The following is a 23,668-nucleotide window of genomic DNA, read 5'->3' as shown; positions in this document are numbered from 1 at the left end:
CCTCTGAGATGCTTTGGGGCACCACCGTGAGAAGGGGCGGCGTTCATGCTGTGGAAGACCCATGGGGAACGGCAGATCTACACCAACCAGTGGGTACACCTGTGCCTCGTTGATGTCGAACAGCCGGATGGGCGGCGCTGGGAGCATCACGTCGTACGCCTGCGTCATCTGGCCGTGACCGCAGTGGTCAATGAACACCGCGAAGTCCTGATGATGTGGCGGCACCGGTTCATCACGGATTCCTGGGCATGGGAGCTGCCCATGGGACTGATAGAGGCAGGCGAGACTCCGGAGCAGGCCGCGGCCCGGGAGGTGGAGGAGGAGACCGGCTGGCGTCCCGGCCCGATGAAGCCGTTGATCTATGCCGAACCGGCGAACGGCATCACGGACTCCCAGCATTACGTGTTCCGGGCAGACAGTGCGACGCACATCGGCCCGCCTACGGAGAAGAACGAGTCCGACCGTATCGAGTGGGTTCCCTTGGTGCGGGTCCGCGGAATGATCGACCGTCGGGAGGTCGTCAGCAGCGGTTCGCTCGTCGGGCTGCTGTATGTCCTCATGGACGAGGCGGTCCGCTGACACCCGCGGGAAGAACCTGCCGCAGCCGCGAGTCGTAGGCCACGGCGGCAGGCTCAGCGCGATGTGGCGTCAACTGTCTTGAGAACTCCCGCAGATGCCCAGTGACCCGTTCGGATGCCACTGCCGAGGCGGGGGTGAGGGCATTCACGGCTGTGTGACATGCCTGTTCCAGTTTTCCCTGCTGAAGCTGCGTACGGGCCAGCCAGAATGTGTGAAAGGCACGGCCGCGCCGGTTGGTACCGCTCTCGCGGTGAAGCGCTTGGGCGATGAGGGGTTCCGCAATCTCCGCCTCGCCCAATCGGGCATGTGCGATACCGGTGTCCACGGTCAGCTTGTACTCGTTGAAGTACGTCACCCACGCCGGGTCGGAGTCGCTGTCGGAGATCCGCTCGAACTGTCGGTGAGCCTCACTGATCGCTGTGTGCGCCCCGCTCCGGCCGCCCAGTGCGGCGTGGGCGAAGGCCTCTCGCATGGACAGCATGGAGAGCACGCGGGGGGTGCCGTTGATGGCCCGTGCATGGTCCTGAGCCGCGGTGGCGAGGGCAAGGGCGTCCTTCGGCCGGTCCTGGTACGTGGCTTGCAAGCTCATGCAGGCCAATACGTTGGCCATGAATTGGCGGTCGTCGATGTCCTCCGCGAACCGTAACGCCTCGCCGAAGTAGAGGCGGGCTTGGCTGAACTGCCGGGCGTCGAAATGGGTCCACCCTGTGAGCCGGGCCAATTCAGCGGCCACGCCGAGGAGCCCGTGCCGGACGGTGTCTCCCCGGCTCTGCATGAGCAGGATCTCGACGTAGCGAAGCTGCCCGATGACGGCTGGACGCAGGGCCTCGCCACCGTGCTGGTCATCACGTCGCCAATAATCTTCGATAGAAGACCGGAGCGCTTGCACTGTCGACGCACTGGGGCTGGTACACGCAACCGAGGCCAGGATCTCGCCTACGTCGCGGCTGGGCAGTGAGTGGGCATCAGGGGGCTCCGTTGGGCGTGGTGGCGGTTCCCAGTCGGTTCCGGACAGCTCCGGCGGCGACTCCCATGCGCGTGACGAAAGTCCGAGCATGTGACCAGGGATCCGCAGCCCGTCGGAGATGCGCTCCACGACGTCCATGTGCAGCAACTTGCGTTTGGCGACCATGACTTCGCCGACCCGGCTCGGAGTCAGATCGCAGCGCCTGGCGATCATCGAGGGATAGATCCCGGCGTGCTTCTTGACCATTCGGAAGACAAGCGCGAAGTCGCGCCGTCGACATGCTCCGATCATCTCCGGATCCGCGAGAAGCCGGGCGGGAAGCTCTGGCGGATGGGGCGACTCGGGCATCGGACACGCTCCAGTGGAGGGTTGATCTACGGATCGTAACTGCTTCACAACCTGGCGCGATATTACCCAAGTTGGGTACCCCGGCTGACCTTTCAGCAGCACCGCTCAGCTCGCGACTCTGGTGCACATCCCCGTCGCGGCGAAAGGGCAGACGGGGCTCTCCCCCGCCCCCCGATAAGGAGGCAACACCGTGATCTCACACATCACGATCGATCAGCGGGACATCGCCTACGACACCCGCGCCCAGCAGGCGGCCCTGTCGGTGACCGTCCACCACCGCGACGGCGCCACGGAACCGTCCTTGCTCATCATGGACCCGGGGCAAGTGGAGCTGTACGCCATCCAGCTGGGTCAGGCGATCGCCAGGCGGAAGGCCGCGCAGGAAGCGGCGTGGCGATGAATGAGCTTCCCGAGGTCGGTGACGAGGTGGAGGACGACGGCCGCCGGACGATCGTGACCGATATCCACCAGGGCGTTTACCTGTTGCGGCGCGGTGCGCGGGTATGGCCCGCGGCGGACCCTGCGGGGCTGAGGATCATTCGGACGCGGGCGCAGCGGGTCGCCGACGGCGATTTCGGGTGAGTGAACTGGCGCGGGCGACACGGCGTACGGGCGTGGGCGTTCACGCCAGATGCAGCGCCGCGAGCAAGGCATCCACCAGCGGCCGGTCGCGTTCCTGGGTGAGGCGGGTGCGGGCCTCGTCGGGGGAGAGCCATTCGAGGCGGTCTACCTCGGTGCTGGGGGTGAAGGCGCCGGCGAGGGCCTCGGCGGCCCAGTAACGGACCTGTTTGGGGCGGCCGTTGGCGTCGTAGTAGGAGGTGGGCAGGGGGGCGCCGGGGCGGCAGTCCATGCCGGTCTCCTCGGCCACCTCGCGCACCGCGCCGGCCAGTGCGTTCTCGCCGCGCTTCAGCTTGCCTTTGGGGTGCGACCAGTCGTCGTACTTGGGGCGGTGGACGAGGGCGATCTCCAGCCCGTCCTCGGTCGGGGCGCGGCGCCACAGGACGCAGCCCGCGGCCCGTACCGGCTTCTGGGGGGACGTCACCTCGGCACCCCTTTCCGTGCGGTCATGGGGCCACCCTCTCAGCCCGGCCGCGCCCCGTCCGCGCGTTCATGTCCCGCGTCGCCTCCTCAGCCTTTACGGTCCGGTGTCCGGGGCAGCCAGACGCGGCCGAAGGCGAAGCGGGCCGCCTCGACCTCGTGGCGCTGGTCGGCGTGCAGCACGCCCAGGGCGTAGGCGGTGGCCGGGGCGATGCGGGGGGTGCGGGCCGCGGCGGCGGCCGCGGCGGCGGCCTCCGCGGCGTCGCGGTGCCACTCCAGGGCCCGGCCGGCCTCCGCGAGCCGGGGGTCGTCGGCCTCCGGTGCGAGCACCTCCTGGGCGTAGCGGCTCAGCCGCACCAGCACCCGGACCTGGTGCCAGGGCGCGTCCTGGCGCTGGTCGGCGGCGAGGGCCGCGGCGTTGTACGGGTAGCCCGCGCGGGACAGCGGCAGGGCGGCGACCGCGTCCGCGAGCCGCCGGTGCGCCTGTTCGGCGAGCGGCGCGAGCGCCTCGTCGGCCGGGAGCCCGGCGTTCGTACCGGCCAGCGGCGCCTCGGAGGCGAGCACCGCCACGGAGTCGGCGACGGCGTGGAAGCGGGACGAGCCCAGTGCCTGGAGCGCGGCGGAGTGGGCGCGGGTGCGGGCCAGGGTGAGCTGGCGGTCCAGCAGCGCCCCGGCGCGCGCCGCACCGGCCGACAGTGCGCCGTCGGGGTCCGGGTCGGCGGACGAAGCGGAGGAGGCGGCCGAGGAAGAGGGGGTGGCGGAGGTGGCCTTGGGCGTGGGCGTGCGGTCGGTGCGTTTGGTCCGTTCGCCCCGGCCGGTCCGGTCGGCGCGGTCGCTGCGCTCCGGGCCCCGGCCGGTCAGCCGCTGGAGGGCCGTCATCAGCCGTTCGCGGCGGGCCGCGCAGGCCTGTTCGCGGGCCAGGGTGCCGGACAGCCAGCCCAGTTCGGAGCGGAGCTGGTCGGCCCAGTCCTCTTCGGTCAGCGGCCGGAAGGTGTAGAGGGTGGCGCTGATCCGGCGGGCGGCGCGGCGCAGCTGCCGGGCGGCCTCACCGGCGCCCTCGGCGTCCGAACCGCTCTCCCGGTGCAGCCGCAGACTGCGCAGAAAGTCCGCGGACTGCTGGTGCAGGTAGTCGGCGAGCACCTCATCGGCCGTGTGGGAGGCGAGCTCGGCACCGGGGCCGGGGGTGCTGGGGTCGGTGCCGTCGTCGCCGCTGCGGGCGGCCGTCACGGGGTCGTACGCGGTGTCGTCCGGACCGTACATGCCGTCGTTCCCCCCGTACGGCCCGTCCACCACCGCGGCACGGGCCCCGGGCGCCCGGCCGGGCTCGTATCCGAATCCGAGGAGACCCGCCGGCCCCCCGGTCGACTGGTCATGTCGCTGGGCCACGCCGGCGCCTCCGGGCGTCAATGAGCATTTCCTGTACGTTGCGCAGCGGCGCGCCGTCCGCGTCCACCGCCTGCCGGGTCCAGTCCCCGTCCGGGCCCAGGTGCCAGGACGAGGTGGCATCCGACGTCCCCCGCTCCAGCAGCCGGCTGAGGGAGGCGCGGTGCGCCGGGTCGGCGACCCGCACCAGCGCCTCGATCCGGCGGTCCAGATTCCGGTGCATCATGTCGGCGCTGCCCAGCCACACCTCGGACTCCCCGCCGTTGCCGAAGACGAAGATCCGGGAGTGTTCGAGGAAGCGGCCGAGGATGCTGCGGACCCGGATGGTCTCGCTCAGGCCGGTGACGCCCGGCCGGAGCGCGCAGATGCCGCGGACCCAGATGTCGACCGGCACCCCGGCCTGGGAGGCGCGGTAGAGCGCGTCGATGACGGCCTCGTCGACCATCGAGTTGACCTTGATGCGGATGTAGGCGTCGCGGCCCGCGCGCTGGTTGTCGACCTCCTTGTTGATCCGCTGGATCAGGCCGTCCCGCAGGGACTTGGGGGCGACCAGGAGGCGGCGGTAGGTCTCCCGGCGGGAGTAGCCGGAGAGCCGGTTGAAGAGGTCGGAGAGGTCGGCGCCCACCTGGGGGTCGGCGGTCAGCAGCCCGAGGTCCTCGTAGAGCCGGGCCGTCTTGGGGTGGTAATTGCCGGTCCCCACATGGGAGTAGCGGCGCAGCATCTCGCCTTCCTGGCGGACCACGAGCGAGAGCTTGCAGTGCGTCTTGAGGCCGACCAGGCCGTAGACGACATGGCAGCCGGCCTCCTCCAGCTTCCGCGCCCACTTGATGTTGGCCTGCTCGTCGAAGCGGGCCTTGATCTCGACGAGGACGAGCACCTGCTTGCCGGATTCCGCGGCGTCTATCAGGGCGTCCACGATCGGCGAGTCGCCGGAGGTGCGATAGAGCGTCTGCTTGATCGCGAGCACGTCCGGGTCGGCGGCGGCCTGCTCCAGGAACGCCTGGACGGAGGTGGAGAAGGAGTCGTAGGGGTGGTGGAGGAGGACATCGCGGGAGCGCAGGGCGGCGAAGATGTCGGGAGCGGAGGCGGACTCCACTTCGGCGAGGTCGCGGTGGGTGCCGGCCACGAACTTGGGGTACTTCAGCTCGGGCCGGTCCAGGGCGCCGATGCCGAAGAGGCCGGTCAGGTCCAGCGGACCGGGCAGCGGGTAGACCTCGGCGTCGGAGATCTTCAGTTCCTGGACGAGCAGATCGAGCACGGCCGGGTCGATGGACTCCTCGACCTCCAGGCGGACCGGCGGTCCGAAGCGCCGCCGCATCAGCTCCTTCTCCAGCGCCTGGAGGAGGTTCTCCGCGTCGTCCTCCTCGACCTCCAGGTCCTCGTTGCGGGTGACCCGGAACATGTGGTGCGCGCGCACCTCCATGCCCGGGAACAGCTCCTCCAGGTGGGCGGCGATGACGTCCTCGATGGGGACGTAGCGCTGCGGGGAGGCTTCCAGGAACCGGGAGAGCAGCGGCGGCACCTTGACCCGCGCGAAGTGGTCGTGGCCGCTGACCGGGTTGCGTACGACGACGGCCAGATTCAGCGAGAGGCCGGAGATGTACGGGAAGGGGTGCGCGGGGTCCACCGCCAGGGGCGTGAGCACCGGGAAGATCTGCTGGCGGAAGAGGGTGAACAGGCGGGCCTGCTCCTTCTCGGTCAGCTCGGGCCAGCGGATCAGATGAATGCCCTGGTCAGCGAGGTCAGGGGCGATGTCCTGCTGGAAGCAGGCGGCATGCCGGGCCATGAGCTCGCGGGAGCGCGTCCAGATGAGGTCCAGCACCTCACGGGGCTGGAGCCCGGACGCGGAGCGGGTGGCGACGCCGGTGGCTATCCGCCGCTTCAGGCCCGCGACCCGGACCATGAAGAACTCGTCCAGATTGCTGGCGAAAATCGCCAGGAAATTAGCCCGTTCGAGGAGCGGGGTGGCCGGGTCCTCGGCCAGTTCCAGCACCCGCTCGTTGAAGGCCAGCCAGCTCCGCTCGCGGTCCAGGAACCGGCCGCTGGGCAGCTCCTCGCCGTCCGCGCCCACCACGCCCTCGTCCTCGTAGGCATCCGGATCGGCGTCCAGGTCGGGCTCCAGGCCGGGCACCGTGCCCCGGACCGCGTTCGGGCGGTGCGCAGCGATGGAGCCCACGGAAGGCTGGGCCGAGGGGCCAGGGGCCTGCGGGGGCTTCGTGGTGGGCATCTCGGGCTGGATCTGTGCCTGAGCGCTGGGCTGCTGGTTCATGGCCTTATTCTTCCGCGTTCCGGGGGTTCCAGGCGCGTCAGGAGGTGGCGGTGGCGCGAGATGGAGCCTCGGGTTCGGGACGGTCGGCACAGCGGGCTGCATTCAGCGATGCTCGCAAGCGACTTTGAATCGCCGGTAACGCGGATATGGCGGACAGGCAAGCGGGGTGCTACTCCCAGGGGTTTTTCGGGCCGGCCGGGGCCCGGCGCCACGCCGGGGGCGGCGGGGCTCGGAGGCCCGGGCCGGAGGCCGATCGGCGGGCCGCGTCCCTTGTCTTTCCCCTGAGCTGCCTTTGTAACACGCCCGGAGAGCCGGGAGAAATGCGCGGCTTTTCGATCAAGGAATTATCAGAGGAGGGTGATCTTGCGGAATGCGGTTGGGGCGGGAATGCGGCCATGACTGCCGAGATACATCGGGTGCACCGGGAAGCACCGGAAAGCGTCGGGAAACGTCGGGATTCCGCAATTCCCGGCATTCCGGTGGGGCGGGCCGCCGGCGGGCTTCTGGGGTTTCATGGCCGGTGGGAGGGGCGTCAGTGGCGGCCGGGCCCGTCGGGCGGAGCCGTGCGCCGGGCCCGTAGCGCAGAGCCGTGCGCCGGGACCGTCGGGCAGAGCCAGTGCGCCGGGGCCGGTGCCCCGCCGGTCCGCGGGGACGATGCCCCGACGGTGTCCGCAGGGGCGGCCCCCGGCGCGCCCACCCACGTTCCCTCCTGCCCTTTCCGTGGCCGATCCGGAATTCCCGTGGGACGAAATGCCACGGCGAGGGGGCGGGAGGGGAAATCCCCGAAGCGCCGGGAGGAGAAGCTGCCCGGAGGAGAAGCAGCCGGAATACCGCGGCGGGGATTCAGCCGTGCCGGCGGCGCATCACCCGGAAAGCGATCACGGTCAGTACGGCCGCCAGCGCGAGCACGATGCCGCTCTCGATCCATGCCAGCGGCCAGTGGTGCGACACCGGTTGGTAGTCCATGTACTGGCCGGCCGCATGGTGGCCGCGCAGACAGGACTCGTAGTTACGGGCGGAATCGCAGACCTCCATGGACAGATGCTCTCCGCCGCGGGTGTAGTACCCCTGTCCCACGAGCCAGGCGTTGTCGGGCAGCTGGGCCGACTCCTTGGGCCCGAACTCGGCGGTCCTGAGGGGCATCAGATACGGCCTGAGCTGCTTCAGCGCGAACGGGACCAGGACCATGGCACCCAGCGTCACGCCCATCGTCAGCACCGTACGGCGCAGCAGCAGACCGGCCAGCACCCCGACCGCCAGGGCCAGCAGGGAGTAGGCGACCGGCACCGGGCCCAGTACGGCGAAGTCGAGGGTCGAGTACCAGTAGGAGCCGGAGACCTCGTCACCCACGACCTGCCACAGCCAGGCGAACACCGCCGAGAGCGCCGTGGTGGCGGCCAGCACGGCCAGCGCGGGCAGTGCCGCCTTCGCCGCCAGCCAGCGCAGCGGGCCGACCGACTGGGTCAGTACGAGCTTGTCGGTGCCGGCCTCCAGCTCACGGGCGATCAGCGGTGCGCCGAGGAACAGCCCGATCAGCACGGGCAGCAACAGCAGGCCCATCTCGGCGAGTTGCAGGTGCATGCCGTAGGTGTTGCGGAAGGTGGTGACCGCGTCCTGGGTGCCGTCACAGCGCGGCACCAGGGAGATCATCGAGCAGCCGTCGATGTGGTGGGCGGCGATGAACCCGGCCGCCCGGCCGCGCAGCATCGCGCACCAGACCGTGCCGCCGGCCACGGCGACGAGCAGCAGGCCGAAGAACAGCCGGTGCTGCCGCCAGACCAGCCAGGCCAGACCGCCCAGCGGTCCGCGGCCGCCCGGCTCCCGGGCCCCGCCCCGGTCGCTCGCGGCGGGTCCGGCCCCGTTCGCCCCGAGGTGTGCTGTGGTGGTCATGCCGCCGCTCCCTTGCCGCTGTGATGGATGTGCCGTGTGCGTGGTGCGCTGTCCGGCGGGCTTTTCCAGGCGCCCCGCAGTCCTGCCGGGCCGGGCGGCCCGTTGCGCGGCAGGCCGGGGATACCTGGCTTGTTGCCGGGCCGGCGGCGCACGGGCGCCGAGACCGGTTCCGCGCTCGGTGCGATCAGGTCGGGTGCGTCCGGCGCCCGCAGATAGGCGAGCAGCAGCTCCTCCAGGGACGGCTCCGCGGTCTCCCAGGGCCCGGCGGCCACCGGGCCCTGGCGCCGTACGACCGCGGTGAAGTGTCGCCCCGACAGCTGTGCCTCGACGACCGGATGCGCGGCGATCCGGGGTGGCAGCGCCGCACCCCGACGCTGCCCCATCACCAGGGCGTGCGCCCCGATGACGTCATCGACCTCACCCGCGAGCCGCACCCGGCCACCGCCCAGCACCAGCAGATAGTCACAGACCCCGTCGAGCTCGGCGAGCAGGTCCGACGACAGCACGACGGTGGTGCCGTGCTCGGCGGCCTGGGCCAGCAGCAGCGCGGTGATCCGGTGCCGTACGAGCGGGTCGAGACCGGCCAACGGCTCGTCGAGCAGCAGGAGTTCGGGGCGCCTGGCGAAGGCGAGGGCGAGCGCGAGACGGGTGCGCTGCCCGCCGGACAGGGCGCCGACCCGGGCGTCGAGGGAGAGGTGGCCGTCCCGGACGATCCGTTCGGCGCACCGCCCGTCCCAGCGGCCGGGGTTGAGCTCGCGGCCCAGCCGCAGGGTCTCGGCGACCGTCAGCCGCGGGTAGAGCGGCTTGTCCTGGGTGAGGTGGGCGATCCGGACGCGGGCCGAGGCGCCGGCCGGGGCCTCGCCCCAGACCCGTACGGACCCTTCGCGGGGGCGGGTCAGCCCGGAGACGAGCGAGAGCAGGGTGCTCTTGCCGGCGCCGTTGGGACCGACCAGCGCGCAGATACGGCCGGCCGGCAACCGGAAGGTGCAGTCGCGCAGCGCCCAGCGGCGGCGGTACCGCTTGCCGAGGCCGACCGCCTCGACGGCGGTACGCCCCGAGGTCCGGCCGGTCCCCTGGTCCATGGCCATCGGCCGCATCCCACCCCCTGAGCCATTCCACTAATTAAGTAGTGAAAGGGTGGGGGAAATGGGCTGCACCTGTCAACCTCAGCTGCTTACGCTGCGCGGGTGGCCACGTCTTCCGCACCCACGACACCACCACCGCCGCCGTACACCCCGGACTACCCGATACGCACCGAGCGGCTGGATCTACGCCCCCTCACCCTCGACGACGTCGAAGCGGTCCACGCCTACCGGCACCGCCCCGAGGTCAGCCGCTACCTCTACTCGGACCCCTTCGACGAGGCCGCGTCCCGGGACTTCGTCGCCTCCCGGTCCACCCGCACGACGCTGCGCGAGCCCGGCGACGGCCTCCAGCTCGCCGTCGTCGTCCGCGACAGCGGCACCCTGATCGGCGATGTCACCTTCGCCTGGAAGAGCAGCACACACCGTCAGGGCCGCATCGGCTACGTCTTCCACCCCGACCACGCCGGTCACGGCTACGCCACCGAGGCGAGCCGGGCACTGCTGAAGCTGGGCTTCGAGGACCTGCAACTCCACCGAATCCAGGCCGAGTTGAACGGCCGCAACACCGCCTCGGCCCGGCTGCTCGAACGGCTGGGGATGCGCCGGGAGGGCCATCTGCGGGAGAACGAGTTCCTCGACGGGGAGCGGAGCGACGAGGTCATCTACGCGATGCTGGCGCGCGAGTGGCGGGAGCGGCAGGAGGAACGCGCCCGGCAGCGATGACGAAACGGGGCGGACCCTTAGGGCCCGCCCCGCGGCACACTCGTCCAGCGCCCGGTCTCAGGTCTCCGACCGACTCAGGTCTGCGACCGACTCAGGTCTGCGACCGGCTCAGGTCTCCGATCGGTACATCAGATCCGTCTCGTGCGTCGCGAACCCCATCCGCTCGTACACGGTCACCGCCGCCTTGTTGTCCGCGTCCACGTACAGCATCGCCGTGGGCAGCCCCTGACCGGCCAGATGGCGCAGCCCGATCGAGGTCAGCGCCTTGCCCAGGCCGCCGCCCTGGGCACCCGGCCGCACGCCCAGCACATAGACCTCGCCCAGGCCCTCGTCGGCGTGCACCTTGGTCCAGTGGAAGCCGACCAGCCGCCCTTCCTTCTCCGCCAGGAAGAAGCCCTTGGGGTCGAACCACGCCTCGCCCTTGCGGTCGTCCAGATCCCGCTGGATCAGCGAACCCTGCTCCGGATGGTGCGCGAACGCCTCCGCGTTCACCTCCAGCCAGGCCGCGTCATCGGTGCCCGGCTGGAAGGTCCGTACGGACACGCCCTCCGGCAGCACCGGCTCCGGCAGCTCCAGATCCGTCAGCGAGCGCCGCATCTGCCGCAGCTCCCGGAACATCGTCAGCCCCAGGGTCTGGGCGAGGTGCCGGGCGGCCGGATGTCCGCCGTGCGCCCAGACCCGCAGCCGGCGCCCGGACTGCTCCAGCAGCTCACCGCCCAGCGCCCGGCCGTGCCCGCGGCCCCGGTGCCCCGGGTGGACCACCAGTTCGGCGGCCGGTGCCTCCACCGGGTCGGTGTCCTCCAGCTGCCCGTAGGCGACCAGCTCCTCACCCTCGTCGCCGCGCGTGTACACCAGCACATGGCGCACCCCGGCGCGCCGGCCCCCGCGCAGCTGGAGCCGCCCCTGCTCGGACACGGCGGGCTGCCCGTCCGTCCGCGCGGCCCGCTCGATCAGCCCGAGGACGGCCGCGCCCGCTTCCGGCGCCAGCTCGTCGACCACCTGGATCCTGCGGCCGGCCCGGCCCATCTCCTGTGCAGCGTCATTCATGTGTGAAGCGTACGACTCCCCCGGGCTCCCGGAGGGGTACCACCCGCCCGCCGCCGCCCTCCCCGGCAACCGGGTCGTCACCCGTACACCTCTGTTGCACTACGCGCGTCGACAATAAGCTGCCGTCCGCTCAGCAACATCCAGGAGGGGACCCCATGCCCGCGACACCGCAACGGCGCCGCGCCGTACGAAGATTGACGATCGGCGCCGCCGTACTGGCCGCCGCAGGACTCGCCGCCGGCGCGCTGCCGGCCGGCGCCGACACCGGCAGCGGTGACCGCACCGGCCGCACCGTCGACGTCCAGCTGCTTTCCTTCAACGACTTCCACGGCAACCTGGAACCGCCGCAGGGCTCGTCCGGCACGGTCGAGGAGCTCCAGGCGGACGGCAGCAAGAAGAGCGTTCCGGCGGGTGGTGCCGAGTACCTCGCGCAGTCGCTGCGGACGGCCCGTAAGGGTCATCCCTACTCGGTGACGGCCGCGGCCGGCGACCTGGTCGGTGCCAGCCCCCTGCTCTCCGGTCTGTTCCACGACGAACCGACCGTCGAGGCCATGAACAAGCTGGGCCTCGATGTCACCTCCGTCGGCAACCATGAATTCGACGAGGGCCGGAAGGAACTGACACGCCTTCAGAAGGGTGGCTGTCACCCGAAGGACGGCTGCTACGAGGACGGCAAGAAGTTCCGGGGCGCCGGCTTCCCGTACCTCACCGCGAATGTCACCGACGAGAAGACCGGCAAGCCGCTGCTCAAGCCGTACTCCGTCTGGAAGCACAAGGGCGTCAAGATCGGCTTCATCGGGCTGACGCTGGAGGGCACCCCGGACATCGTCAACGCCGAGGGCATCAAGGGCCTGAAGTTCCACGACGAGGTCGAGACGATCAACAAGTACGCCAAGGTGCTGAACAAGCAGGGTGTGAAGTCGATCGTCGCGCTCATCCACGAGGGCGGAATGCCCGCCTCCACCTCGTACAACTACAACTGCGACAGCCCCGGCCCAGGCGACGGCATCTCCGGTCCGATCACCGAGATCGCCAAGCACGTCACCCCGAAGGTCGACGCGCTGGTCACCGGCCACACCCACCAGGCCTACGCCTGCACCATCCCGGACCCGTCCGGCCGGCCGCGCACCGTCACCTCCGCCGCGTCGTACGGCAAGCTCTACACCGACACCACGCTCACCTACGACCGCCGCACCCGCGACATCGTGCGGACCACCGTCAAGGCGCCCCACGCGGCCAACCACGTCGTCGACCGCACCCAGCCCAAGGCCGCGGACATGACCTCGCTGATCGCCCGCTGGAACAAGCTGGCCGCGCCGGTCGCCGGCCGCCCCGTCGGCCATATCTCCGCCGATATCGCGGGCCGCGGCGCCAACGCCCCCGAGTCACCGCTCGGCGATGTCATCTCCGACGCCCAGCTCGAAGCCACCAAGGCGGACGGCAAGGGCGGCGCCCAGCTCGCCCTGATGAACCCGGGCGGCATCCGCTCCGACCTGGCCTTCAAGGCGTCCGGCTCGGAGGGCGACGGGGTCGTCACCTACGGGGAGGCGTTCACCGTCCAGCCGTTCACCAACATGATGAACGTCATCGACCTCACCGGCGCCCAGCTCCTCAGCGGCCTCCAGCAGCAGGTCAGCGGCCCCAACGCGGCCTCCCCGAAGATCCTCCAGGTCTCCAAGGGCCTGACCTACACCCTGGACATGACCAAGTCGGGCGCCGACCGCGTCGTCAAGGACTCGGTGAAGCTGAACGGGGAGCCCCTCGACCCGGCCAAGACCTACCACGTCGCGATGAACGAGTTCCTGGCCGGCGGCGGCGACGGCTTCCCCGCCTTCAAGGACGCCAAGAACAAGTACGTCGGCCCCTCCGACCTCGACGCCTTCACCGCATACCTCACGGCCCACTCCTCGGCGGACAAGCCCCTCACACCGCCTGAGGCTGATCGGATCACGGTCGTGAAGTAGGAAGCAGGAAGCCGGAAGCAGGAAGCAGGAAGCAGGAACTGCCCGCCCCGCCCTCACCCCACCCCGAACCACGTCTCCGCGAGGGATTCCAGGGTTGGTTCGGGTGGGGTGGGCAGTTCGCTGAGGTAGCGGGGGAGGTTGCTGTAGACGTGCAGGAGGGTGTGGGCGAGGAGTTCGGTGGGGGTGAAGGTCTCGCCGTAGGCGCGGAAGATGCGTGACAGGAGGCGGGGGTCGGCGCGGGAGACGTAGAGGCCCACGGCGACGAAGTCGTAGGCGCGCTGCCCGATCATGGCGGGTTCGAAGTCGAGGAGGCCGGTCAGCCGCCAGTCGTCGTGCGCGTCGACGGTCAGATGCTGGCGCATGAACTCGGTGTGGAGGAGGACGCCGGGACCGGGGGCGGAGGCGGGCGCGGAGGCGAGGAAGGCGGGGATCTGTTCCAGCCAGGGTTCGGGGAGGCCGTGGGCGCGCTGGCGGTCGACCGCGGTGGTGCGCTGGCGGGCGAGGAAGGCGTCCCAGTCGTCGGGGCCGAGGATCCCGGTGAGCGGTGCCGTGTCCAGGGCGTGCAGGGCGGCCAGTGTCTCCCCCACTTCGGTGGCGATCCGGTCCTGGTCGGCGCGGGGTATGCGGGGCCAGGTGACGGCCAGGTCGGTGCCGCGCAGACGGGACATCAGGACGTAGCGCCAGCCGTTCTCGTACGGGCCGGCGTCGTGGAGGTACGGGGTGGGGACGGGGAGCCTCCCCTGGAGGTGGCTGAGGACCTGGGCCTCGGTCACGCCGTCGTCGGCCGCGGCGGCGGGGAAGAGCTTGAGGACATAGCGGTTCCCGACGGCGTAGACGGGCTGGGAGCCCGCCGGATAGCGGGTGAGGGGGTCGGCGCGGAGACCGAGCCGGGTGCAGAGCGCGGCGACGCCCGGCCGCATCACCGTTTCGTCGGGGACGATCGCGTCCCACTCGTCGTCCGTGTCCACGCGAGGCAGCATGCGCGGACGGTAGGGCGGCGAGCGGGGCGACGGCAAAGGAATTTCGGCGGGGCCGGGGGCCGTTGGGGTGCTCCTAGGGGGAGTGGGGGCTCCGCCGGGCGGGGGAAGGGGGCGGGTCCGTGGGAGGACGCCGTCGGGCCGGGGTGTTCGTAGCGTCCAGGGCATGATGACTTCTGTGCGTGGCACGGCCGGGGCGCGAGCGGTGCGCCGGCGGCCGGTGTTCTGGGCGTATGCGGCCTTCGGGTGGCTGGCGGTGTCGTTCGTCTGGCACCTGTGGATGGGGATCGACTGCCGGTCGGCGATGGGCGGCGCGGGCGACGTCCCGGTGTGGGGGTTTCTCGCCTACGACGGGCTGATCACGGCGATGTCGGGGATCGGGGCGGTCCTCGCGCTGGCAACGGTCCGGCCGTGGGGGCGCCGGCTCCCGCCCTGGATGGTGCTGCTGCCGCTCTGGTTCGGGGCGGTATTGCTGGTCGTACGGGGTGTGCCGGGGCTGGTGGAGAACGTCACCACGGCCACCGGGCTCACCCCGTACGGGCTGCTGGGGATGGCGGAGCAGCCGGCCGATCCGTCTTCCGGGGAGTTCTGGACCGACATGGTGATCAATGCCTACTTCTTCGTGGGCGCGGTGATCATGCTGCCGCTGGCCGTGCTCCACCAGCGGAGCCTGCGGGCCGCCGGGGTCACCGGCGGCCCGGCCGGTCAGGAGAAGTCGGCGGCGTGATCCCGCGCCCACTGGGCGAACGTCCGGGCCGGGTGGCCGGTGATCCGCTCGACGGCGTCCGAGACGGGGAAGGCCGGCGCCTCGACCGTGCGGCCGAACATCCGGACCAGCTCCAGCGCGGCCTCCTTGGGGAAGTGCGGCCCGGCCATCGCCTCGGCCGCCGCCTCCTCGGAGATCTGCTCGACCCGGGTCTCCTTGCCGGTGGCCCGGCCGATCTCGGCGACCTGCTGAGCCACGGTCAGCTCCGCCGGGCCGGTGACGAGATACGCCTGGCCGAGGTGCGCGCCGCTGCGGTCCAGCAGGGCGGTGGCCGCGACATCCGCGAGGTCGGCCTCGTGCACGGGGACGCCGCGGGCCTCGGGGTGCGCGTCGCGGACGACACCGGACGTGCGGATCGCCGGGGCCCAGGCGAGCGCGTTGGTGGCGTAGTTGCCGCCGCGGACGAAGGTCCACTCCAGACCGGAGTCGCGCACCGCGCGCTCCAGACCGGCGTGCAGCCGGGCGATGTGGTGTGCGTCGTCGTCCGGCGTATCGGTGACCGCCATCGAGGAGTTGAGGACGATCCGGCGGACACCGGCCCGGACGGCGGCCTCGGTCAGCGCCGCCGCGGCGTGGTCGCCGCCGGCCGCGAGATTGAGGAACAGCGCCTCGGCACCGGCCAGCAGCGGTTCGAGGGCGTCCGCGCCGGTGAGGTCGGCGCGGACGGTCTCGGCCTCGGCGGGCAGGCCGGCGCGTGCCGGATCACGGGTCAGCGCGCGGACCGCGGCGCCCTCCGCGAGGAGCCGGCTGACAAGTACGCGGCCGATATTGCCTGTTGCGCCGGTCACAACGATCATGGGGGCAGCTTCCTGCGACTTCATGGGATGACAACCGTCTTCCGTTTGTTGGGTGAATGAGCTGAATGTGAGGAAGGAAACGAATAAGCCGGGCAATGGCGCGGAGAGTCCAGGTATGGATCAATGGACGCGGACCGGCCGCGCACTGTCGCCCGGGTCACCAAGAGATGTGACGGTAGTTCAACTCGCTGTCTCCGCACGCTAATTTTTTGCCAAGAGCGGCGGGACAAGCGTTATGTATCCGACTTACTTCCGGTACGACTTGCGTTCAAGGGACCCGCTCGTGGTGAGATGAGCGGATGCGAACCCCCACACGCATATCTTCACCCTCGCCCACGCCCGCCGCGCCGCACTCCTCGCATAACCCCGCGCCGGGCGCCCAGGACGACCCCACCGGCGACACCAGAAAGCTCGACGCGATCAACCCTTACGCGGACCTGGCGGCCCTGGCCGACCCCGAGCCGGAGCCGGAACCCGAGCCGGAATTCGGCTCGTTCGACGCCGACGGCACCCCGCGCCGGCGCACCTACCTCAACGAGCGCGACGACAGCGACGACCCGCTGGGCCTCGGGCTGCGCTCGGACGAGGAGACCGGCGAGACCTGGAAGCCGCCGAACCACCGCCGCCGCAACGGCAACGGCAACCGCACCCGCAGCCGCCGCAAGAAGCGCGGTCTCAGCAAGTTCGCCGCCATGTCGATCACGCTGAAACTGCTGGTCACCGCTTTGGTCGGGGTGGCATTCCTGACGCTCTTCGACCGGTTCGCGGTGCTGTACGTCCAGAACGCGGCGGCGAAAAAGGTGAAGGACGCGCTGCATCTGAACGCTACTCCCGAGGTCGACATCAAGGGATTCCCGTTCCTCACCCAGGTCATGGACAAGCACGTCGACCAGGTGAAAGTCACGATTCCCGACCTGGCTGCCGACCGGGTTTCGCTGGCGAAATTCGAGGCCACCGCGAATGACGTACGCATCGAAGGCGATCTGCCCAGCTCCATCAAGGGCGCCACGATCGGCACCATGAACGGCAGCGTGCTGCTCGCCTTCGACGACATGAACCGCGAGCTGGGGGCCTCGCAGGTGAAGTTCAGCGAGCGGGGGCCCAACGCGGTGCGCGCGGTCGGTCAACTGCCGATCGCCGGCCATGAATTGCGGGTACGGGCCGAAGCGCGCATCCGGCGGGCCGGAGACCGGGGAGTCTCCACCGACATCAGCCGGATGCGCCTGGACATCGGCGATATCGCCGTCTACCGCCCCGGCACCGGCAAGGAGGAGGGCCTGCGGCTGACCCGCAAGACCGCCGCCGAGCTGAGCCGGCAGGCCGCCAAGGTCAAGTCGATGCTGAGCGTCCCGGCGATCGCGGACCGGATCGGCATTCCCAAGCCGTACATCCAGGAAGCGCTGCGCAACGAGGAGAAGCTGCACGAGCTGACCGGGTCGCCGCGCTTCGTCGGGAAGCTGATGAAGGTCAATCTGGTCGATGTGGTGGCCGACCACCCGTGGCTGCTGGAGAAGGTCGGCATCGACCCGAAGATCCTCGGCGCGCTGACCGGGCTCACCAAGCCGCAGCTCGCGGACCAGCTCTCGCTGTCCTTCCAGCTTCCCAAGACGCCCGGGAACGTCCGGCTGCGCAACATCTCCGTCGAGGAGGACGGCATCCGGGCCGACATCACGGGGTCGGAGCTGCCGTTCGGGGACACGGGGAAGAAGTAACCGGAGAAGCGGCCGGAGAAGCAGGGGACGCGCGGCAGGGGCCGCGGTGGCGGACACCCGCAGGGGACGGGTCCGCTGCCGCGGCCCCTGGGCATGCGGCGGGTCCGCTACCGGGGGGCCGGCGGCCCCGGCATCCCGGGCGGCGGGGTCGCGGCGCCCGGCAGTGTCAGTACCGCCTCGGTGCCACCGACGTCCGCGGACCGCAGCCGCACCGCACCGCCCGCCTGCTCCGCCGTCCGGGCCACGATCGACAGCCCCAGGCCACTGCCGGGCAGGCTGCGGGCGGACGGTGAGCGCCAGAACCGCTCGAAGACATGCGGGAGTTCGTCCTGCGGAATGCCGGGGCCGTGATCGCGTACGGTCAGCTCGCCGCCGGTCAGCCGCACCTCGACGGTCCCGCCGGGCGGGCTGAACTTCACCGCGTTGTCCAGCAGGTTCACCACCGCCCGCTCCAGCGGGGCCGGCTCGGCCCGGACGAACCAGGGGTCCAGGTCCGCCGCGATGGTCAGCGACGGGCCGCGCAGCCGGGCCCGCTCCAGCGCCGCCCCGACGATCTCGTGCAGCGCCACCACCGCGACGGCGCTCTGCCCCGGCGCCGGCGGCCGCGACAGCTCCTGCAGATCGCCGATCAGCTCCGCCAGCTCCCCCATCTGCGCCTTCACCGAGGACAGCAGCGCCTCCTTGTCGGCGGGCGGGATCGGCCGGCCGGACCGCTCGCTGCGCACCAGCAGATCGATATTGGTACGCAGCGAGGTCAGCGGCGTCCTCAGCTCATGGCCCGCGTCCGCGATCAGCTGCTGCTGGAGATCGCGGGAGGCGGCCAGCGCCGCGGTCATGGAGTTGAAGGAGCGGGAGAGCCGGGCGATCTCGTCCTCGCCCTCGGCCGGGATGCGGATGGTCAGGTCCTCGGTACGGGCGACCTGTTCGACCGCGTCGGCCAGCTGGTCCACCGGCTTGAGGCCGGAGCGCGCGATGACCAGACCGGCGGTGCCCGCACCGACGACGCCCAGCCCCGCGACGGCGACCAGCAGCAGCGCCAGACGGTTCAGCGCGCTGTCGACCTCGGTCAGCGGACGCGAGATGGACACCGCGAACTGCACGCCCTGGACACCGATGTGCTTGGTCAGCACCCGGACGTCCGTGCCGCCGGTGGTGACCGCGTCATGCAGGGTGTCGCGTGCCAGGCCCTGCGCCACCGCGACATCGGCGCGCTGCACCTGCACCGGCTGGGAGTTGGGGCCGATGCAGCGTGAGCCGTCGACCTGGACGATCTGGACGTTGTAGTAGGAGGGCGGGGCGTTCTTGCTCTCGGTCGGGTCGGTGGGCTGGCACTTGGCGTAGGTCAGCTGGAGATAGTCCGCGGGGACGCTGACGTTCTGCAGCGAGCTGTCCACCTCGTCGCGCAGCTGGGCGCGGGCGAGCAGCCAGCAGGCCAGCGCGGAGACCGCCACCGCCACCGCCACCGCGGCCGCCGTGAGCAGGGTCAGCCGCGAGCGCAGCGGCAGCCGCGCGATCCGGGCGCCGAGCCGGCTGCGCGCACCGTCCGCCGCCACTCCCCCGTGTGTGGTCGCCGTGCTCATTCCGCCCCGCCATCCGTCCGCAGGACGTAGCCGACCCCCCGCACGGTGTGCACCAGCCGCGGCTCGCCGCCCGCTTCCGTCTTGCGGCGCAGATACATCACATACACATCGAGGGAGTTGGAGGTGGGCTCGAAGTCGAAGCCCCATACGGCCTTCAGGATCTGCTCACGGGTGAGCACCTGCCGCGGATGGGCGAGGAACATCTCCAGCAGCGTGAACTCCGTACGGGTCAGCTCGACCTGCCGGCTGCCCCGGGTCACCTCGCGGGTCGCCAGGTCCATCCGCAGATCGGCGAAGCTCAGCACCTCACCCGCCTCGGGCGGCGCACCGGCCGCCGCCGGGTAGGAGCTGCGGCGCAGCAGGGCGCGGATCCGGGCGAGCAGCTCGTCCAGCTCGAAGGGCTTGACGAGATAGTCGTCGGCGCCGGCGTCCAGCCCCGTGACCCGGTCGCCGACGGTGTCCCGGGCGGTCAGCATCAGGATCGGCACGGTCAGCCCGCTCGCCCGCAGCCGGCGGGCGGCGGTCAGCCCGTCCATACGGGGCATCAGGACATCCAGCACGATCAGCTCCGGGTCGTAGGCGGCGACCTTCTCGACCGCGTCCAGACCGTCGACCGCCTGCTCGGTCACATACCCCTCGAAGACCAGCGAGCGCTGGAGGGCCTCACGGACCGCGGGCTCATCGTCGACGATCAGGATGCGGGCGGGGTGGTCACCGTGCTCGGCGGGGCTCATGTGCGTGGTTACCTCGGACCTCGGGTGTGCGGACGGCTGGTGCTCAGCCTTGCACGACGACGGGCGATCCGAGAGGGGGACGCAGCCTCTCGCGCCGGGCGGGGGCGGGGCGGCGGGCGGGCGGTCAGACGCCGCTGCTGCCGCCGCCGCGCAGGGCGTCGAGGTCGGCCTTGACGGTGTTGATCGGTATGGCGAAGCCGAGGCCGACGCTGCCCGCGCTGCTGCTCGATGCGGAACTCGGTGCGTACATCGCGGAGTTGATGCCGATGATCTGCCCCTGCATATTGATCAGGGCGCCACCGGAGTTGCCGGGGTTGAGCGAGGCGTCGGTCTGGATGGCCTTGTAGGAGGTCTTCGACGAGCCGGTGTCGCCGTTGTACTGATTCCCGCCGAACTCGAACGGCCAGCCGCCGCGGTCGCCCGGATTACCCTGCTGCCCCTGTCCGTCCTCCTTGGGGACGGTGACATCCCGGTCGAGGGCGGAGACTATTCCGCTGGTCACGGACCCGGTGAGCCCCTCGGGCGAGCCGATCGCCACCACCTGGTCGCCCACCGTGATCTTGCTGGAGTCACCGAGCGAGGCCGCGGTGAGGTCCTTGGCGCCGCGTACCTTGACCAGCGCCAGGTCCTTGTCGGGGTCGGTGCCGACGACCTTGGCCGTCTTCCGGCTGCCGTCGCTGAAGGTGACGGTGACCGCGTCCGCGCCGGCCACCACATGGTTGTTGGTGACGATCTCGCCGCCGCTGGTGACGACCACACCGGAGCCGGTGGACTCGCCGCCGGCGGTCCGCGCCTTGATCTCCACGATCGCCGGGCTGACCGCCTTGGCCACCCCCGAGACCCCGCTGCCGCTGCTCTTGCCCGCGTTGACGAGCGGGGTGGAGGAGGTGTTCTGCGCCGAGGGGTTGACGGCCCCGGCGATCAGCGCCCCGCCGCCTCCCCCGAGGAGGCCCGAGGCCAGCGCCACCGCCACGATCAGCGCGACCGGCCGCCGCGCCCGCCGCCGCGGCTCGGGTGCGTACGGGGGCGGCGGCGGAACCGCCTGCCCACCGAACCCGGCATACGAGGCACCCGGGCCGCCCGCGGTCCCCCCGTACGCCTCATGGCCGTAGCCCTGGCCCTCATCCTGGCCGTGGCTCTGCTCGTCGTCGCCGTACGCATACGGCCGGTGCTGGGGCATCTCATCGCCGCTTCGGCGGTAGCTCTGGGTCATGGTGACGACTCTGCGACCGCTCCATGAGAGCTGCCTGAGAACGTCCTGAGAGACCCGACAGAAGTGGGTATGCCCGGTATAAAGACGGCCGGATCAGCGGCGCGTCCCCGGCTCGCTCAGCCGCCGCAGCCGCAGGAGCGCCGGACCACCAGCCGCGACGGGAACTGCCGCAGCCGCTCCCGCCGGGAGCCGACCACCCGCAGCCCGTCGTCCAGCACCAGATCCACCGCCGCCCGCGCCATCGCCTCCCGGTCGGAAGCGACCGTGGTCAGCGGCGGATCGGTCAGCGCGGCTTCCTTCACATCGTCGAAGCCCGCGACGGCCAGCTCGCCGGGCACGTCGATACGCAGCTCGCGGGCGGCCCGCAGGACACCGATGGCCTGGTCGTCCGTCGCGCACATGATGGCCGGCGGCCGCTCCGGACCGGCCAGCAGCTTCAGCGCGACCTGGTAGGCGTCATAGCGGTTGTACGGGGACTGGAAGTAGTAGCCCTCCGGCGACCGTCCGGACTCCAGCATGGCCCGCCGCCAGCCCTCGACATGGTCGGTGACCGGGTCGCCGGACTTCGGGGTCTCCTCCGTACCGCCGAGGAAGGCGACATACGGATGGCCGTGCTCCAGCAGATGCCGGGTCGCCAGCTGCGCGCCCCAGACGTCGTCCGTCATCACCGCGACATCGTCGATGGCGTCCGGCCGCCGGTGCAGCAGCACCACCCGCGCGTCCCACGCATCGATCTCGGCGGCGGCGTGCTCACTGGGCCCCTGGCTGATCAGGATCAGCCCGGAGACCCGCATCCCGAGGAACGCGCGCAGATAGTGCACCTCGCGCTCGTCGAGATAGTTGGCGTTCCCGACCAGCACCATCTTCCCGCGCTCGGCGGCGGCCTGTTCGACGGCGTGCGCCATCTCCGCGAAGAACGGCTGCCGGGTGTCCGGCACGATCAGACCTATGAGATCGGTACGGCGGGACGCCATCGCCTGGGCGACGCGGTCCGGCCGGTAGCCGAGCTCCTTGATGGCGGCGAGTACCCGCTCGCGCGTGGCCGGGGCGACCGGCCTTGGTCCGTTGTTGATGACGTAGCTGACAACGGCGGTGGACGTACCCGCCAGTCTTGCCACATCATCCCGCGTCACCTTGGCCACGCGCGGCAGTCTACGCGGGTGGTGCTACCGGCGGGCAGGTCGTGCGGCCGGGGAGTCCGCGCCAGCGGCGACGGCCTTCCCGGAGCCGTCACCGTCCCCGGCGCCGCGGCCCTCGGACGGCGCCGCGCCACCTCCGGACTGCGCCGTCTTCGCCGCGTCCTCCTTGGCCTTGGCCTCCGCCGCCCGCTCCGCCTTCTCCGGCGTCACGAAGCGGTAGCCGACGTTACGGACCGTGCCGATCAGCGACTCGTGCTCGGGGCCGAGCTTGGCGCGCAGCCGCCGGACATGGACGTCCACCGTCCGCGTGCCACCGAAGTAGTCATAACCCCAGACCTCCTGGAGGAGCTGGGCACGGGTGAAAACCCGGCCGGGGTGCTGCGCCAGATACTTCAGCAGCTCGAACTCCTTGAAGGTCAGGTCCAGGACCCGCCCCTTCAGCTTCGCGCTGTACGTCGCCTCGTCCACCGAGAGATCACCGTTACGGATCTCCATCGGGCTGTCGTCGGTGGTGATCTGCTGGCGGCCCATCGCCAGCCGCAGCCGCGCCTCGACCTCGGCGGGGCCCGCGGTGTCCAGCAGGACATCGTCGACGCCCCAGTCCGCGGTGACGGCGGCGAGCCCGCCCTCCGTCACCACCAGGACCAGCGGACAGCCGGGCCCGGTGGACCGCAGCAACTGGCATAGGGACCGCACATGCGGCAGGTCGCGGCGGCCGTCGATCAGTATGACGTCGGCCCCCGGGGTGTCGATCAGGGCCGGGCCCTCGGCGGGAGCCACCCGCACGCTGTGCAGCAGCAGGCCCAGCGCCGGGAGCACCTCCGTCGACGGCTGGAGTGCGTTGGTCAGCAGCAGAAGTGAACTCACGTCCGACCACCTACCCGGTTCTCGGGGTGCTGTGTCCTCGGTTGCGTGCGGTCCTGCCTGCTTCGCTCGCCCATGACGTCTGGTTCCTCCTCGGTCCCTGCGACGGGGGCACCTCCCGGCCCTGGCCGGGGGAGTCTGCGGCACTGCTTCGTACGGTCCTTCCCACCGCGCACCAGGCGGTTGAAAGCACAAAAGGACCCGGGGGCTACGCTGCCCGGATCCTTCTTGCCCAGCAGAATAGCTCACCTGGGTTCCGGACCCGAGGCGGTTTTTGCAGCTTTTTGTATTCCGCCGATCACTTCGAGTGGTCAACGACTGCTGCCGTTGACCGTCGGACGGGCCCACGCACGGGGCCTCCGGCCCCCATTTGACGGGGCCGTGGGCGTCCTGGCCCGGGCCTCGGGACGGGGTCCGACGAGGCGGCGGAGAGTGACGAATTTCGTGGGCGCCCCATCCCACGATGTGGACTGCTTCCCACGTTTTCGGCTGTCCCGTCGTGGTTGTTGCTCGCCGTTTGTTGCCCGCTTGCGCGGTGCCACCCGCTGCGCTTTGCCGGCCGACGTTTGTGGCTTGCTCGCCGTTGCGCCTGC

The 23,668-nt window shown here is 70.9% G+C and carries 21 protein-coding genes; 7 read left to right on the top strand and 14 right to left on the bottom strand.

The window, feature by feature from the left end; translation table 11 throughout:
• The first annotated feature begins 45 nt into the window (after positions 1-45).
• Positions 46-579 (top strand): NUDIX hydrolase, encoded by a 534-nt coding sequence (locus ACZ4XD_RS33830; RefSeq protein WP_468048587.1) that lies wholly within the window; start codon positions 46-48, stop codon positions 577-579.
• Here the strand turns inward: ACZ4XD_RS33830 and ACZ4XD_RS33825 are convergent.
• On the bottom strand, positions 557-1,894 hold the full coding sequence (locus tag ACZ4XD_RS33825) for a hypothetical protein (RefSeq protein WP_468048585.1): 1,338 nt from the start codon (positions 1,892-1,894) through the stop codon (positions 557-559). The two genes, ACZ4XD_RS33830 and ACZ4XD_RS33825, sit on opposite strands and share 23 nt — an antisense overlap.
• A gap of 190 nt (positions 1,895-2,084) precedes the next feature.
• On the opposite strand from ACZ4XD_RS33825, the gene ACZ4XD_RS33820 reads away from it, so the two are divergent.
• Entirely contained in the window at positions 2,085-2,294 is a 210-nt protein-coding gene (locus ACZ4XD_RS33820; protein ID WP_468048583.1) for a hypothetical protein, read from the top strand.
• Entirely contained in the window at positions 2,291-2,476 is a 186-nt protein-coding gene (locus ACZ4XD_RS33815) for a hypothetical protein (RefSeq protein ID WP_468048580.1), read from the top strand. The genes ACZ4XD_RS33820 and ACZ4XD_RS33815 overlap by 4 nt, the downstream gene beginning before the upstream one ends.
• 40 nt (positions 2,477-2,516) lie before the next feature.
• Here the strand turns inward: ACZ4XD_RS33815 and ACZ4XD_RS33810 are convergent, their stop codons facing one another.
• The 5 genes from ACZ4XD_RS33810 to ACZ4XD_RS33790 form a co-directional block, all read right to left on the bottom strand.
• Positions 2,517-2,936: an NUDIX hydrolase gene (locus ACZ4XD_RS33810; protein WP_468048578.1), complete on the bottom strand. Its 420-nt coding sequence runs from the start codon at positions 2,934-2,936 to the stop codon at positions 2,517-2,519.
• A gap of 86 nt (positions 2,937-3,022) precedes the next feature.
• Positions 3,023-4,339 (bottom strand): CHAD domain-containing protein, encoded by a 1,317-nt coding sequence (locus ACZ4XD_RS33805; protein ID WP_468048576.1) that lies wholly within the window; start codon positions 4,337-4,339, stop codon positions 3,023-3,025.
• Complete coding sequence (locus tag ACZ4XD_RS33800) at positions 4,302-6,584, bottom strand: RNA degradosome polyphosphate kinase (protein ID WP_468048574.1); 2,283 nt, start codon at positions 6,582-6,584, stop codon at positions 4,302-4,304. Before ACZ4XD_RS33800 ends, ACZ4XD_RS33805 begins: the two co-directional genes overlap by 38 nt.
• 843 nt (positions 6,585-7,427) lie before the next feature.
• Entirely contained in the window at positions 7,428-8,474 is a 1,047-nt protein-coding gene (locus tag ACZ4XD_RS33795; RefSeq protein WP_468048572.1) for an ABC transporter permease, read from the bottom strand.
• Positions 8,471-9,562: an ATP-binding cassette domain-containing protein gene (locus tag ACZ4XD_RS33790; protein ID WP_468048570.1), complete on the bottom strand. Its 1,092-nt coding sequence runs from the start codon at positions 9,560-9,562 to the stop codon at positions 8,471-8,473. The genes ACZ4XD_RS33795 and ACZ4XD_RS33790 overlap by 4 nt, the downstream gene beginning before the upstream one ends.
• 99 nt (positions 9,563-9,661) lie before the next feature.
• Between ACZ4XD_RS33790 and ACZ4XD_RS33785 the strand changes: the two genes are divergently transcribed.
• Positions 9,662-10,282: a GNAT family N-acetyltransferase gene (locus ACZ4XD_RS33785; RefSeq protein ID WP_468048566.1), complete on the top strand. Its 621-nt coding sequence runs from the start codon at positions 9,662-9,664 to the stop codon at positions 10,280-10,282.
• Between the two features lie 108 nt (positions 10,283-10,390).
• On the opposite strand, the gene mshD is transcribed toward ACZ4XD_RS33785, so the two are convergent.
• Positions 10,391-11,329, bottom strand: coding sequence for a mycothiol synthase (mshD, locus tag ACZ4XD_RS33780; RefSeq protein ID WP_468048563.1), 939 nt, complete (start codon positions 11,327-11,329; stop codon positions 10,391-10,393).
• 155 nt (positions 11,330-11,484) lie between these two features.
• Here mshD and ACZ4XD_RS33775 point away from each other — a divergent pair, with 155 nt between their 5' ends.
• Positions 11,485-13,293 carry a bifunctional metallophosphatase/5'-nucleotidase gene (locus ACZ4XD_RS33775; RefSeq protein ID WP_468048559.1) on the top strand — a complete coding sequence of 603 codons (1,809 nt, stop codon included), beginning with the start codon at positions 11,485-11,487 and terminating at the stop codon, positions 13,291-13,293.
• Between the two features lie 53 nt (positions 13,294-13,346).
• Here ACZ4XD_RS33775 and ACZ4XD_RS33770 read toward each other — a convergent pair whose 3' ends face one another.
• On the bottom strand, positions 13,347-14,273 hold the full coding sequence (locus ACZ4XD_RS33770) for an aminoglycoside phosphotransferase family protein (RefSeq protein WP_468048557.1): 927 nt from the start codon (positions 14,271-14,273) through the stop codon (positions 13,347-13,349).
• Between the two features lie 163 nt (positions 14,274-14,436).
• On the opposite strand from ACZ4XD_RS33770, the gene ACZ4XD_RS33765 reads away from it, so the two are divergent.
• Positions 14,437-14,997: a hypothetical protein gene (locus ACZ4XD_RS33765; RefSeq protein WP_468048555.1), complete on the top strand. Its 561-nt coding sequence runs from the start codon at positions 14,437-14,439 to the stop codon at positions 14,995-14,997.
• Here ACZ4XD_RS33765 and ACZ4XD_RS33760 read toward each other — a convergent pair.
• Complete coding sequence (locus tag ACZ4XD_RS33760; RefSeq protein ID WP_042147000.1) at positions 14,976-15,833, bottom strand: SDR family oxidoreductase; 858 nt, start codon at positions 15,831-15,833, stop codon at positions 14,976-14,978. The two genes, ACZ4XD_RS33765 and ACZ4XD_RS33760, sit on opposite strands and share 22 nt — an antisense overlap.
• A gap of 299 nt (positions 15,834-16,132) precedes the next feature.
• On the opposite strand from ACZ4XD_RS33760, the gene ACZ4XD_RS33755 reads away from it, so the two are divergent.
• Positions 16,133-17,545: an LmeA family phospholipid-binding protein gene (locus tag ACZ4XD_RS33755; protein ID WP_468048553.1), complete on the top strand. Its 1,413-nt coding sequence runs from the start codon at positions 16,133-16,135 to the stop codon at positions 17,543-17,545.
• 107 nt (positions 17,546-17,652) lie between these two features.
• Here the strand turns inward: ACZ4XD_RS33755 and ACZ4XD_RS33750 are convergent, their stop codons facing one another.
• The 5 genes from ACZ4XD_RS33750 to ACZ4XD_RS33730 form a co-directional block, all read right to left on the bottom strand.
• Positions 17,653-19,125 (bottom strand): HAMP domain-containing sensor histidine kinase, encoded by a 1,473-nt coding sequence (locus ACZ4XD_RS33750; protein WP_468048551.1) that lies wholly within the window; start codon positions 19,123-19,125, stop codon positions 17,653-17,655.
• Complete coding sequence (locus ACZ4XD_RS33745; protein WP_468048549.1) at positions 19,122-19,859, bottom strand: response regulator transcription factor; 738 nt, start codon at positions 19,857-19,859, stop codon at positions 19,122-19,124. The genes ACZ4XD_RS33750 and ACZ4XD_RS33745 overlap by 4 nt, the downstream gene beginning before the upstream one ends.
• Before the next feature lie 124 nt (positions 19,860-19,983).
• On the bottom strand, positions 19,984-21,072 hold the full coding sequence (locus ACZ4XD_RS33740; protein ID WP_468048545.1) for a S1C family serine protease: 1,089 nt from the start codon (positions 21,070-21,072) through the stop codon (positions 19,984-19,986).
• A gap of 116 nt (positions 21,073-21,188) precedes the next feature.
• Complete coding sequence (locus ACZ4XD_RS33735; RefSeq protein WP_026169660.1) at positions 21,189-22,214, bottom strand: LacI family DNA-binding transcriptional regulator; 1,026 nt, start codon at positions 22,212-22,214, stop codon at positions 21,189-21,191.
• A gap of 24 nt (positions 22,215-22,238) precedes the next feature.
• The gene (locus ACZ4XD_RS33730; RefSeq protein ID WP_468048540.1) at positions 22,239-23,078 is read right to left on the bottom strand and encodes a response regulator transcription factor; all 840 of its coding nucleotides are present in this window, start codon (positions 23,076-23,078) and stop codon (positions 22,239-22,241) included.
• Between the last annotated feature and the right edge of the window lie 590 nt (positions 23,079-23,668).

The organism is Streptomyces sp. NPDC029466 (assembly GCF_055574515.1).
The sequence above is the reverse complement of the archived record's forward strand: the minus strand, read 5'-3'. Positions and strand labels throughout refer to the sequence as shown.